Origin of the sequence: Rhodothalassium salexigens DSM 2132 (genome assembly GCF_004341375.1) — a bacterium.
In the GTDB taxonomy this organism is placed as follows: domain Bacteria; phylum Pseudomonadota; class Alphaproteobacteria; order Sphingomonadales; family Rhodothalassiaceae; genus Rhodothalassium; species Rhodothalassium salexigens.
The window spans coordinates 86342-98354 of the sequence record NZ_SLXO01000004.1 but is presented as its reverse complement, the minus strand read 5'-3'; the positions used below and the strand labels follow the sequence as shown (position 1 = coordinate 98354).

The window sequence follows — 12013 nt, the reverse complement described above, 5'->3', positions numbered from 1 at the left end:
CCTTGACACGGGTGGGGGCCGGTTTCGAACCGGCTCAGGGCCTCAATGGGCGAAAATGTCGGTATCGTCCCAGCCGAGCAAGTCCAAGCGCGCGCGCGCCGGCAGGAACTCATAGGCCGCAGCGGCCAGATCGGCGCGACCCTCGCGCGCCAACAGCGGGTCGAGCGCCGCCTTGAGCGCGTGCAGGTGCAGCACGTCGTTGGCGGCGTAGGCCATCTGCGCCTCGCCGATCTCGTCCGCGCCCCAGTCGGAGCTTTGCTTTTCCTTCGACAGCTCGACGCCGAGCAATTCCCGGCACAGATCCTTGAGGCCGTGGCGGTCGGTATAGGTGCGCACCAGCTTGGACGCGATCTTGGTGCAATAGAGCGGCCGGGTGTCGACGCCCAGATAGGCGCGGAACACGGCGATGTCGAAGCGCGCGAAGTGGAACAGCTTGAGCACCGCGGGGTCGGTCAGCAGCCGGCGCAGATTGGGCGCGGCATAGTCGGCCCCGGCGTCGAACTTGACCAGATGCGCGTCGCCGTCGCCGGCCGACAACTGCACCAGGCACAAGCGGTCGCGGCGCGGGCGCAGGCCCATGGTCTCGCTGTCCACCGCCACCACGGGGCCCAGATCGAGGTCGCCGGGCAGGTCGCCCCGGTGCAGATGAATGTTCATGGCGTTTCCTTGGCTGGCCGTCGCGAAGACCCCGGTCCTACTCCGCCGGACCGGGGCGGCGCAAGCGTGGCACCCGCCCCGACCGGCCCCGATAAGCCCGGGCCCGCCCGGACGGCTTCGAGCGGGAGCCCCTGAGCGAGGTCACGCGGGCGGGCTCAGATCGGCCGGGTCGGACGGGTTCAGGCAGGGTCGACCGCGTAAAGCATCAGCGCCTCGGCGATCAGCGCCGGCTTGGGGGCGTCTTCGATTTCCACCGTGACCTCGTTGGTCATCAACAACTGACCGGGCTTCTTTTCGGTCACATCGCGCAGGATCACATGCGCGCGCACCCGCGATCCGGCACGCACCGGGTTCAAAAAGCGCACCTTGTTGAGACCGTAATTGACCGCCATCTGCACCCGCTCGGGCATCACACCGGCTTGCTCCAGCAGATAGGGCAGCAGCGACAGGCTCAGAAACCCATGGGCGATGGTGCCACCGAACGGCGTCGCCGCGGCCCGGTCGGGGTCCACGTGAATGAACTGGTGATCGAGCGTCGCGTCGGCAAACAGATTGATGCGCTCCTGGTCGACCTCGAACCAATTGCTGGGCGTCACATCCTTGCCGATCCACTGGTCGAGCTTTTCCGGTTCAATCACGGTCGCCATGTCCCATGCCTCCTTGGTTACAAAATTTCGCCCACCTTAGGCAGGTTATGTCGCAATGCAACCCACAGGCCGGCGGCTCAGGATCTCCGACCCTTGACAGGTGGGTTCGGGCGCCAAGATTGAGGCTTGAACCGATTGTCGCAGTGCAGAATTCCAAGCCGGGCTGCGAACAGGGGAAACCGCATCAGGGAAGGGGCGACCATGAGCAAACGTTGGACACTCGACGACATCGACTGGGGCGCCTTCGCCCCCGACCGCGTCGATCCCGATCTGGTGCCGGTGATCAAGACCGCCGCGCTGGTCGAAGCCAACAGCGCCGACTATGTGCACTATCTGCGCAACGTATTCGACGGCGACGACGCGTTCCTGGCCGCCGCCGACCAGTGGGGCGAGGAAGAAGCCCAGCACGGCGCCGCTCTCGGCCGGTGGGCCGAGTTGGTCGACCCCGGGTTCTCGTTCGAAGCGGCCCTCGACGCGTTTCGTCGCGGCTATTCGCTGCCGCTCGACGCCGAGACCTCGGTGCGCGGCAGCCGAGCCGGCGAGTTGATCGCCCGCTGCGTGGTCGAATCGGGCACCTCGTCCTTTTATTCGGCAATACGCGATGCCACCGACGAACCGGTCCTGACCGAGATCGCCAAGCGCATCGCCACCGACGAGTTCTTCCATTATCAACTGTTTCACAAGCACTTCAAACGCTATCGCGACCAGGCCCGGTTGAGCCGGCTGGCCAAGCTGCGCATCGCCGTCGGCCGGGTGCAGGAGGCCGAAGACGACGAACTGGCCTATGCCTACTATGCCGCCAACGTGCTGCCCCGCGACGCCCATGCGGCCTATGACCAGGGCGCGTTGGCCAAGGATTATTGGCGCCGCGCCATGGGCGTCTATGACCGCCCGCATCTGGAGAACGCCGCGCGGATGATCCTGCGCGCCGCCGACATGCCGCCCGACGGCCGGCTCGCCAACTGGGCGGTGTCGGGCTTTTGGGCCTATGTGAAGTGGCGACGCGACCGCCTCGCCCGCTCCATGGCCAAGGCCGCCTGAAACCGCCGACCCCGACCTGGCGCCGATCGCCCCCGGCCCCCTCGCCGCCGCCCCCGAGCCGCCGCCCCCTGGCCGCCGGCAGCGATCGCAACCGCGTCGACCGGCACAGAAGACACCGATACCAGCAACCGCACCGGCACCGACAAAGGCACCGGCAACCGCACCGGCGGCCGGCTTATTCGGCGGCCAGGGCCGCCGGTGCGGGCGGGCGGTGGTTGGCGGCGCGCAACGCTAGCCCCATCCGGTCGCTGCCAAGCGCGGGCGTCACCGCGGTGCCGTCCCAGGCCCGCTGGCCGGCAATCCAGACGCCCGCCACGACGCCATCCGAGCGATTGACCAGTTGTTCGTGGTCGAACACGTCGCGATGGACGCGGCGCGTCTGCGCCTCGCTGTCATAAGCCGCCAGGGCCGCGGGGTCGATCAGCGCCAGGTCGGCGCCGGCTCCAGACCGAGGAAGATGGCCGGCTCGACGGTCAGCCGGCGCACCATGCGGGCCACCTGCGCCTCGCCTTCGCCCTGGGCGATCTGCAAGGCGCGCAGATTGCCGTCGTAAAAGGCCATGTTGGTCAGATGCGCGCCCGAATCGTTGAAGCCCGGCAACAGGCGCGGGTTGAACAGCAGGTCGCGCATCACCCCAGGATCGCGGTTGGCCGACACCGTCCACCATACCAGGTCCCGGTCATAGGCGCGCAACAGGTGCAGCAGGAAAGCGGCGTCGTCGCGGGCGTTCGTCGGCACGGCGTCGAAGGCGGCGCGCTCGTCGGCACTGCGCGCCGCCGCGGCATCGCCGGCACGAAAGCGGCCGAAGCGCGCGAACACCGCCGCCAGGGTCTCGCCCTGCCAATCGGCCACCGGGGCGCGGTCGACCACCATGTGCGCCAGGTCGCGGCTGATGGCATAATCCTCGCGGGCCACCAGCCGCTTGAACCGGGCCAGGGTCAGCCCGCGCTTGCCGTGGCGCCACATGGCCAGAAAGCGCCGCTGCCAGTCGGGGTCGTCCATGATCGCCGCACGCGCCGCCCGGTCGTCCAGATCGGGCTCGTTGAGCGCCCGCAGTTCGGGAATCTCTTCGGCGAGCGGCGTGATCGCCCCCTCGCTCCAGGTCTTGAACGGCGCGGCCAGCGCCTGCAAGCGGAAGCGGCCGTCGACCAGCCGGCTGTTGAGCAGCCGGGCCAGCAGGCGCGCCAGCGGCGCCAGCGTCCGGTTGGTGGCCACATCGAGCGCGGCCACCGCGGTCAACCGCACCGGGCGGCCGTAGAGCCGGCCGCTGGTCAGTGCAAACAACCGCGCGGTGGCCAGGGGGTTGTCCTTGGGCGGCGTCGCCTGCCACAGCCGGTCGTGGCGGCGCACCACGTCCACCAACCGCTTCAGTTCGGCGAAGCTCCCATATTGGGCCGGGATGCGGCGGCGCTGGCGCGGCGCATTGGCCAGATAGTGAAACGGCAAGGCGTCGGTGGAGAAGCCCGCATAGCCCTCGGCCATCGCCTTGTCGAGCAGCGCCTCCATGCGCGCCAGTTCCGACGCGTCGGGCGCGCGAGCGACGCTGTCGGCCAAGCCCATGACCTCGATCCGCAACATGGAATGGGGGATCAGTGGCACGATGTTCGGCCCCAGGGGCAGGGTGTCCAGATGGGCCAGATAGTCGGCGCTGTCGCGCCACACCGCACGCTCGGCGACCTGGGCCAGGATCGCCTTGGGGATGTTCTCGACGCGCGCGAAACAATCGACGATCGGGTCTTGGCCGGCGCGGCGCTGGTTGCCGAACGCCAGACCGAGCGAGCAATTGGCGACCACCACGGTGGTGGTGCCGTGGCGCACCGCCTCGGGCAGGCCGGGCGCCAGTTCCACCTCCAGGTCGAAATGGGTGTGGATGTCGAGCAGACCCGGCATGAGCCACAGGCCGCGCGCCTCGACGACCCGGTCGGCCCGCGCCGCCGACAAGCGAGCCCCGCGCGCCGCGATGCGCCCGTTGGCCAACGCCACATCCTCAAAAACCGGGGCCGCGCCGGTGCCGTCGAACACCCGCGCGCCGCGGATCAGCGTGTCCCAGCCACCGGCCTGCGCCATGCATCCACCCTCCCCTCGCCGGGGTCGCGCCCCGTGCAGCGGCGAGTGTCCCGCGCCTCACCGGGTTGAGTCAATGAACTCCGAATAAGCCGCAATCACGGCAGCAGGCGCTTCCATCTGCGGATAGTGGCCGATGCCCGGCAAGGCGACGATGGCGTCATCGTCCCGCACCAATTCGGCGTAGCGCGCCACCATGTGCGCGCCCGAGACCGGATCGGCCGAGCCGTTGATCAGTTGCACCGGGCAGTGCGCGTCTTGGAGCGCGCCGACCCAGCGCGCGCGATGGGCGCGCCGCTCGGCCATATAGCCGATCAGGCGGGCCAGCACGGGCTGACCGCGCCGCTCCGACATGATCGCCCAGAAGGCGTCGATCTCGTCGGCGGTCGGTTGGGTTTCGGGTCCGAAAACCGCCGCCAGGCCGGCCATGAACCGCGCCTTGGACGCCAGCCGGGCGACCACCGGACCCACGGGCGAGGCAAGCAGATGCTGGATCGGCCGGGCGCGATGGGTCTCGGGAAACAGGCCGCCGTTGAGCAACGACACGCTGAGCAGGCGGCGCCCGGCGTCCGGCCGGGCATTGTCGCGCGCCAGCAATTCCTGCGCAACCGTGTCGCCATAGTCATGGGCCAGAAGGTGCACCGGCGGCAGTGCCAAACGATCCATCAACGCTTCGACCAAGTCGGCCTGTTCGGCGATGGTGTAGCGATGGCGCTGCGGTTTGTCGGAAAAGCCGAAGCCCAGCAGGTCGGGCGCCACACAGCGGTGGTGGCGGAGCAGCGCCGGCCAGATGCGATGCCAATCCCAACTGCTGGTGGGATAGCCGTGCAGCAGCACCACCGGCGGGCTGTCCACCGGCGCGGCCTCGTCGATCACGAACAGCCGATGGCCGCCGAGCGACAGCACCTGGCCGCGGGCGCGCCACGCCTCGGGCGGCACGAAGGCGGCGAGATCAGGCGTCGGATTCATCGATCACGCCACCCAGATGCGGCGGCTTGAGCCGCGCGCGGGCATGAGCCGGATCGGCCAGCAGGGCGCGCGCGGTATCGCAATCGGCGGCGATCTGCGCCTTGAGCGCGTCGAGGCCGTCGAACTTGCGTTCGCCGCGCAACCGCTCGACCAATTCGACGCGCAGCGACTGGCCGTAGAGATCGCCGTCGAAGTCGAACAGATAGGTCTCCAGCAGCACAGCCTGTCCATCGAAGGTGGGCCGCCGGCCCAGATTGGTGACGCTGTCGACGACCCGGCCGTCGGGCAGGATGGTGCGCGCGGCATAGACGCCGAAGGCGGGCTCCAGGGTCTCGCCCAATTGGATATTGGCGGTGGGAAAGCCGATGGTCCGGCCGCGCTGGTCGCCGCCGACCACGGTGCCGGTGATCCCCCACCAATGGCCAAGCAGATCGGCCGCCCGGCGCGCTTCGCCGGCGCATAGCGCCTGGCGGATCTGGGTCGACGACACTGGTTCGGGCTCGCAGTCGCCGAGGCAGAAGGCGTCGACCACGGCCAGGTCGAAGCCGAGTTCGCCACCGCGGCGGCGGAGCAGATCGGCATTGCCGGCGCGTTTGTGGCCGAAATGATAGTCATAGCCCACGACCACCTGGGACAGACCGAACGCCTCGTGCAGATAGCGTTCGATGAACGCGTCGGCCGAGGTGGCGGCCAGCGCCGCGTCGAACGGCATCTCGATCAACAGGTCGACGCCCATGGCGCTGAGCAGGCTGCGCCGTTCGGCCCGCGGCGTCAGCCGGAACGGCGGCGTATCGGGTTTGAAAAAACGCCGCGGGTGCGGTTCGAAGGTGATCACCGCAAACGGTCGCCCGCGGCGGCGGGCCTCGGCCGCGGCCTGGCCCAGCACCGCCTGGTGGCCCCGGTGCAGGCCATCGAAATTGCCGAGTGCGGCCACCCCGCCTCGCCAGGCCGCCGGCAAAGGCGTCGAATCAGCGTTGATCCGCATTCCCAAACTCCGCCGTTCCAACACTGCCCGGGGCCGCTGATGTGCGCTCTCCCCCGGCCGCGGAGGTCTCCCCCGCGTCAGGGGCGATAGCGTTGACCGTCACGGGCGCGCAAGCCGCCCGCTTGCATGACCCGCGGACCTTAGGCACAAACGTCCGGTCCGGCAAGTTGACCGCGCGGTCGCCGCCGATCGTTGCTTGGACGACGAGGTGTTGCATTGGCGACGAGTTAACGAGTTTTTTAGAGGGCGATCGCTAGGTTGCAGCCCAAGCACCCACGCTGCGCCGGGTTCGGCGCGTCGGTCCTGTCTTCGCGTTTGCCGCGGTAAAACCAGAAAAGTGGACACACCATGGCCGTTGATTTCAATATGCCGATCCTGATCGTCGACGATTACAAGACGATGCTGCGGATCGTTCGCAATCTGCTCAAGCAATTGGGCTTCGACAATGTGGACGAGGCCACGGACGGCTCCATGGCGCTGGAAAAGCTCCGCGCGAAAAGCTACGGGTTGGTCATTTCCGATTGGAACATGGAACCGATGACCGGCTATGAACTGCTCAAGGAAGTGCGCGCCGACGGCCAGTTGAAAAACACGCCGTTCATCATGGTGACCGCCGAGTCCAAGACCGACAATGTGGTCGCCGCCAAGAAGGCCGGCGTGAACAACTATATCGTCAAGCCGTTCAACGCTCAGACCCTGAAGCAGAAGATTTCCGCCGTCCTCGGAGATTTCTAGGATGTCGTCGTCGTCGTTGCCCGAGCAGATAGAGGCTCTGGTCGACCGGCTTCGGCAAAACCGGAACGAGGACCTGTCGATGGCGGACGTGGCCGCCATCACCGAGGTGTTGATCGGCAGCATGCGGATGTTTTTCCGCGGCATCGACACGAAGATTTACCGCGAATGCCGGGCGATGTCGGAATACATCATGAACGCCCGGCACGAGATCGCGTCCCTGCAGCCGCGCGACCTGGAGAGCGCCCGCATCCCGCGCGCCGGCCAGGAGCTGGACGCCATCGTCCAGCAGACCGAGGAAGCCACCAACACGATCATGGAATCGGCCGAGGCGATCATGAACGCCGATCCGGCCGACAGCGACGAGTATCGCAACCAGGTGCAGGATCATATCCTGCGCATTTTCGAGGCGTGCTCGTTTCAGGACATCACCGGCCAGCGCATCTCCAAGGTGGTCGAGACCCTGACCTTCGTCGAGGATCGGGTGCACGAGTTGCGCACCCTGATGGGTGTCACCGAGACCGACATGGAGGCGGCGTCCTACGAAGAACAGCAGACCCAGCGCGAGCGTCACGACCCGCTGGCGCGCGGCCCGTCGCTCGAAGGCGAAGGCATCGACCAGTCGCTGGTCGACGAATTGCTCGGCGGCGACGCCAGCGCCGCGCCGGCCACGCCGGCGCCGCAAGGCGGCACCCCGTCAGCGCCGGCACCGAGCGCCCAGACACCGAGCGCCCAGACACCGAGCGCCCAGACGCCGAGCGCCCAGACACCGCCGCCAACCGACACCGGCAAAGGCGCCGACGATCAGCCGAGCGCCGATCCGGCCGCCCCGGCCCAAACCGGCGCCGCGGGCGAAACGGGCAAAGCAGGTGAGGCGGGCGGGTCATCGGGTCCATCGGCCGCCGGTGCGACCGGCGAGAAGCCCGCCAGCGGCAGCCAGACCGGCAAGACGCAACCCGACCCCAAACCGGCGCCGAAGCCGGATGCGAAACCGGCGCAAAAACAAGCCGGCAAATCGGCCGAGGCGGGAAAATCCGCCCAGGCGGCGAGCGCGCCGGCACCGGCCGGCAAGCCCACGCCGGGCCAGGACGACGCCGGAGCGGACAAAACCGACGGCGACGACGAGTTTCCCAGCGGCGGCGACGTCACCCAGGAAGACATCGACTCCCTGTTCAACTGACCCTTGACGGGCGCAGCCGGGGCGGCCTCAGCCCCGCCAACGCAGGCTTTCGAGCGTGTACGTGGGACGGTGGCGCGCCAGACCCGGTCGGGGCGCAGGCGCGGCGCTGCCGCCGGGTGCGCTGTGCAGGCCGCTTTCGATCAGCACACAGTCGAGCCCCATGCGCTCGGCGCCGGCGATATCGGTTTCCGGCCCATCGCCGATGACCAGGATCTCGCGCCGGGTCAGCGGGCGGTCGGCCAGCCCCGACAGCGCCTCGATGGCAGCCTCGAACGCCTCGGCGAAGGGCTTGCCGCAGCGCAGCGCCCGGCCGCCCATGGTCTCGTAGCGATCGGCGAACAGCCCCGCGCACGGCGCCAGCCGGTCCCCCGACGGCGCCCAGCGATCGGGGTTCGCGCAGATCATCTCATGGCCAGCCTCCAAAGCGGCGCACAATGTCGGCTCGTAAGGCGCCAAATCCAGGCTGTAACCGGGGTCGAACCCGCAGGCCAGAAACAGGTCCGCCGCGCCGGCGTCGTCGGTGACCGTCACGTCCAGATCCTCGATGATCTCGCGGTCGCCGGCCTTGCCGATGAACAACACCCGAACCGGCCCGCCCTTTTTGGCGATCGCCGTGCGCAACACGTCACGCACCAACGAGCCCGAACTCATCACCCGGTCATAGGCCGTCGCGGGCAGCCCCATGGCGGCAATCGAGCTTGAGATCGTGCGCGCCGACTTGGGCGCGTTGGACAGCAGCACCACCGGCCCCATGTTGGCGCGCAAGCCAGCGAGCGCGTCGCCGACACCGGGATAGAGCCGCTGGCCATTGTGCAGCACCCCCCAAACGTCGCAGATGACGCCGCGATAACGGCCGGCCAGATCGGCCAGACCGTCAAGCGCGATCGGCTCGGCCACGCTCATACCGACGGCTCGGGGTACTGGGCGGCGAAAACGGTCGGGCTGGACAACATGGTCGACACTCTCCATCACGCGAATGAGCAGCGGGGATCGCTTGCCGCTCGATCTACAGGATTTGGCCCGCCCCGACACCCCCCTAAAGCGATCGGTTGGCCGGCCAAAGCCGCGGCCAAAGCGCGTCGCCGCGCCGCATTCCCGGCGCCCCGGCGTCGTCTCCACCACCCCCGCGTGCAGCCCCGGTGCGCCTGAAAAACACTGGCTGCCCCCGAAGCGCCATGCTAGCGTCCAAGCCCTGCGGAACCATCGCAAAGCGGGAGGAGAGGGCCCCATGAGCCTTGAAGACATGACCAACAGCGTGCGCGAAAAAGTCAGCGGCGCGTCGCTCAACGCCACCGTCAAGTTCGACATGGGCGACACCGGCGTGATTCGCCTGATCGGCGGCAATCCGCCCGAAGTGGACAATGACGACGCCGCCGCCGACTGCACCATCAAAGTGGCGCAAAGCGACCTGCAAGACATTCTCGACGGTGCCCAGGACGCTCAGACCGCTTTCATGATGGGCAAGCTGCAAGTGGAAGGCGACATGGGCGCGGCGATGCAATTGGCTGGAGCGCTCTGAACCGGCGAACCGCCCACGCTCGCCACGACGGGGCGGCCGGCATCCCCGCCGCCCCGGATTGGCTCCGCGCCGGACGCAGGCCCCGCGCCAACCCCGGCCCGCAGCCCAATAGCAAGGCCGGCCTAACGCAACACCCAAGCCCGGCCCCCAAAGCCACCCCCAAGCCCGACCGGTACGCCGGCGGCAACAGCAAGAGGACAGTCTTGGACCTGAGCTTCACCCCGGAAGAGGCGGCGTTCCGCGACGAGGTGCGGGCGTTCTTTCGCGACGCGCTGCCGCCCGCGATCGCCGACAAGCAACGCCGCGGCGAAGAGCTGACCAAGCAGGACCATGTGTCCTGGCAAAAGATCCTTTACGAGCGGGGCTGGATCGCGCCGGCCTGGCCCGAGCGCCATGGCGGCTGCGGCTGGGGCCCGACCCGGCAATATATCTTCAATACCGAGCTCGGCCTGTCGGGCGCGCCGCGACCGATCCCGTTCGGCCTCAACATGGTCGGCCCGGTGATCTACACCTTCGGCACGGACGAGCAGAAGGCGCAGCACCTGCCCGGCATCCTCACCAGCGACGTATGGTGGGCGCAGGGCTATTCCGAACCCGGCGCGGGCTCGGACCTGGCCGCCTTGCGTATGACCGCCGAGCGCGACGGCAATGATTATGTCCTCAACGGCACCAAACTCTGGACGACCCTCGCCCATTATGCCGACTGGATCTTCTGTCTGGTGCGCACGTCGAAGGAAGCCAAGCCGCAGGAGGGCATTTCGTTTCTGCTGGTGGACATGACCAGCCCGGGCATCAGCGTCGACCCGATCATCACCATCGACCGCGCCCACCACGTCAACCAGGTGACGTTCGAGGATGTGCGCGTGCCGGTGGCCAACCGGGTCGGCGAAGAAGGCATGGGCTGGACGTGCGCCAAGTTCCTGCTTGCCCACGAACGCCAGACCATCGCCGACGTCGGCACCAAGAAGCGTCAATTGGCGCTGCTGCGGCGTCTGGCGCGCACCTTGCCGGCGGGCGCCGGGACGCTGGGCGACGACCCGAGCTTCCGACACCGCCTGGCCGATCTGGAAATCCAGGTATCGGCGCTTGAATACACCGAACTGCGCTATCTCGACGCCCAGCACACCGGCACCGAGCGCGGCATCGAGCCCTCGGTGCTGAAGATCCGCGGCACCGAATTGCAGCAGAAGATGACCGAACTGGCGGTCGAGGCGCTCGGCTACTACGCCCTGCCCTTCCCCGCCCCCGGCGACAGCGCCGGCAATGTGCCCGACTTGGCGCCCGACGGCAGCCGCCAAGCCATCGGCGACTTCCTGTTCGCCCGCGCCGCCACGATCTATGGCGGCTCGAACGAAATCCAGCGCAATATCCTCGCCAAGATGCTGCTGCGCGCCGCCTGACCACGGTCGCCCATCTCCGGCGTCCCAGGCCCAAGCCCCAAGGAGAGCCCGTCCATGGCCATGTCCGGCTTCGATGTCTTCCGCCTGACCGTGATCGGTCTGAGCGTCGCCGTCCTGATCCTCGGCGCCGTGCTGCTCGGCCTGATCTATTCCGGCCGCACCGCCTGGCTCGAAGACCTGTTCGGCCCCGGCGAGTTGACCGAGATCGACTTCGCGACGCTTGAACGCCAGAGCGCGAGCAACAGCTATCTGGCCTGCCCCGAGGGCCTGTGCACCGCTTCGCGCGTCGACCGGACGGTCCCGGTCTATCCGGTGTCCATCGACACCCTGCAACAACGGCTGATCGATTGGGTCGACGGCAAGCCCGACGTGACCCTGCGCCGGCTGGAGCCCGAAAAGCGCCAATACCATTTCGTCGCCCGGACACCGCGCATGCGCTTTCCCGACCTGGTGACCATCCAGTTGCTGGAGCGTGGCGCCGAGCGCTCGACGCTGGCCATCTACAGCCGCTCGGTCTACGGCAAGTCCGACCTGGGCAAGAACGAAGCGCGGGTGAGAACCTGGCTGGAAGTGCTGGCGCCCGAGACCCGGTAAGCGCCCCACCGCCAGCGCGTTCATAGCTGGCGCCGGGGGGCGCCGTGGCGATAGACTGGTCGGACCGGCAGCGAGCCAGGGGGACGGTCAAGCCCCTATGGCCGAGCCCGGGCCAGGAAGCCCCGGAGCCTGGGAGCCCCGAATAGACGAAGACTAAGCCGACATAACCCGTACCGAGAGACCCGAGCCGACGCCCCCGGAACCGATGCCCCGCAGACGCCCAGC

Annotated in this window: 13 protein-coding genes; 6 read left to right on the top strand and 7 right to left on the bottom strand. The window is 68.2% G+C overall.

The genetic code is table 11. The annotated features are described in order from the left end of the window. Positions 1-42: 42 nt before the first annotated feature. Both EV659_RS06935 and EV659_RS06930 read right to left on the bottom strand, forming a co-directional pair. Entirely contained in the window at positions 43-657 is a 615-nt protein-coding gene (locus tag EV659_RS06935) for a ribonuclease D (RefSeq protein WP_132708146.1), read from the bottom strand. Positions 658-836: 179 nt separating this feature from the next. Next, positions 837-1304, bottom strand: coding sequence for a MaoC family dehydratase (locus EV659_RS06930; protein ID WP_132708145.1), 468 nt, complete (start codon positions 1302-1304; stop codon positions 837-839). A gap of 201 nt (positions 1305-1505) precedes the next feature. Here EV659_RS06930 and EV659_RS06925 point away from each other — a divergent pair, with 201 nt between their 5' ends. Then, positions 1506-2345, top strand: coding sequence for a ferritin-like domain-containing protein (locus tag EV659_RS06925; protein WP_132708144.1), 840 nt, complete (start codon positions 1506-1508; stop codon positions 2343-2345). Positions 2346-2520: 175 nt separating this feature from the next. On the opposite strand, the gene EV659_RS14835 is transcribed toward EV659_RS06925, so the two are convergent. The 4 genes from EV659_RS14835 to EV659_RS06910 form a co-directional block, all read right to left on the bottom strand. Next, positions 2521-2703, bottom strand: a complete 183-nt coding sequence (locus EV659_RS14835) for a hypothetical protein (protein WP_200287841.1) — start codon at positions 2701-2703, stop codon at positions 2521-2523. 62 nt (positions 2704-2765) lie between these two features. Further along, complete coding sequence (locus tag EV659_RS06920; protein WP_200287843.1) at positions 2766-4412, bottom strand: amidohydrolase family protein; 1647 nt, start codon at positions 4410-4412, stop codon at positions 2766-2768. Positions 4413-4469: 57 nt separating this feature from the next. Further along, positions 4470-5378 (bottom strand): alpha/beta fold hydrolase, encoded by a 909-nt coding sequence (locus tag EV659_RS06915; protein WP_132708143.1) that lies wholly within the window; start codon positions 5376-5378, stop codon positions 4470-4472. Next, entirely contained in the window at positions 5362-6363 is a 1002-nt protein-coding gene (locus EV659_RS06910) for a bifunctional riboflavin kinase/FAD synthetase (protein WP_132708142.1), read from the bottom strand. The genes EV659_RS06915 and EV659_RS06910 overlap by 17 nt, the downstream gene beginning before the upstream one ends. 348 nt (positions 6364-6711) lie before the next feature. Between EV659_RS06910 and EV659_RS06905 the strand changes: the two genes are divergently transcribed. After that, entirely contained in the window at positions 6712-7098 is a 387-nt protein-coding gene (locus EV659_RS06905; RefSeq protein WP_132708141.1) for a response regulator, read from the top strand. A 1-nt stretch (position 7099) separates the two neighbouring features. Beyond that, positions 7100-8275: a protein phosphatase CheZ gene (locus tag EV659_RS06900; RefSeq protein ID WP_200287845.1), complete on the top strand. Its 1176-nt coding sequence runs from the start codon at positions 7100-7102 to the stop codon at positions 8273-8275. A gap of 27 nt (positions 8276-8302) precedes the next feature. Here EV659_RS06900 and EV659_RS06895 read toward each other — a convergent pair whose 3' ends face one another. Next, positions 8303-9178: a TIGR01459 family HAD-type hydrolase gene (locus tag EV659_RS06895; protein WP_165878767.1), complete on the bottom strand. Its 876-nt coding sequence runs from the start codon at positions 9176-9178 to the stop codon at positions 8303-8305. 325 nt (positions 9179-9503) lie between these two features. Between EV659_RS06895 and EV659_RS06890 the strand changes: the two genes are divergently transcribed. The 3 genes from EV659_RS06890 (at position 9504) to EV659_RS06880 (ending at position 11788) form a co-directional block, all read left to right on the top strand. Beyond that, on the top strand, positions 9504-9794 hold the full coding sequence (locus tag EV659_RS06890; RefSeq protein ID WP_132708138.1) for an SCP2 sterol-binding domain-containing protein: 291 nt from the start codon (positions 9504-9506) through the stop codon (positions 9792-9794). Positions 9795-9997: 203 nt separating this feature from the next. Then, entirely contained in the window at positions 9998-11194 is a 1197-nt protein-coding gene (locus tag EV659_RS06885) for an acyl-CoA dehydrogenase family protein (RefSeq protein WP_132708137.1), read from the top strand. Between the two features lie 54 nt (positions 11195-11248). Beyond that, positions 11249-11788, top strand: coding sequence for a DUF1499 domain-containing protein (locus EV659_RS06880; RefSeq protein WP_132708136.1), 540 nt, complete (start codon positions 11249-11251; stop codon positions 11786-11788). Positions 11789-12013: the final 225 nt, after the last annotated feature.

Bases quoted from the DNA above. Each gene is read 5' to 3' on its own strand.
- EV659_RS06935 (WP_132708146.1), bottom strand. From the start codon at position 657: ATGAACATTCATCTGCACCGGGGCGACCTGCCCGGCGACCTCGATCTG.
- EV659_RS06930 (WP_132708145.1), bottom strand. From the start codon at position 1,304: ATGGCGACCGTGATTGAACCGGAAAAGCTCGACCAGTGGATCGGCAAG.
- EV659_RS06925 (WP_132708144.1), top strand. From the start codon at position 1,506: ATGAGCAAACGTTGGACACTCGACGACATCGACTGGGGCGCCTTCGCC.
- EV659_RS06920 (WP_200287843.1), bottom strand. From the start codon at position 4,412: ATGGCGCAGGCCGGTGGCTGGGACACGCTGATCCGCGGCGCGCGGGTG.
- EV659_RS06915 (WP_132708143.1), bottom strand. From the start codon at position 5,378: ATGAATCCGACGCCTGATCTCGCCGCCTTCGTGCCGCCCGAGGCGTGG.
- EV659_RS06910 (WP_132708142.1), bottom strand. From the start codon at position 6,363: ATGCGGATCAACGCTGATTCGACGCCTTTGCCGGCGGCCTGGCGAGGC.
- EV659_RS06905 (WP_132708141.1), top strand. From the start codon at position 6,712: ATGGCCGTTGATTTCAATATGCCGATCCTGATCGTCGACGATTACAAG.
- EV659_RS06900 (WP_200287845.1), top strand. From the start codon at position 7,100: ATGTCGTCGTCGTCGTTGCCCGAGCAGATAGAGGCTCTGGTCGACCGG.
- EV659_RS06895 (WP_165878767.1), bottom strand. From the start codon at position 9,178: ATGAGCGTGGCCGAGCCGATCGCGCTTGACGGTCTGGCCGATCTGGCC.
- EV659_RS06890 (WP_132708138.1), top strand. From the start codon at position 9,504: ATGAGCCTTGAAGACATGACCAACAGCGTGCGCGAAAAAGTCAGCGGC.
- EV659_RS06880 (WP_132708136.1), top strand. From the start codon at position 11,249: ATGGCCATGTCCGGCTTCGATGTCTTCCGCCTGACCGTGATCGGTCTG.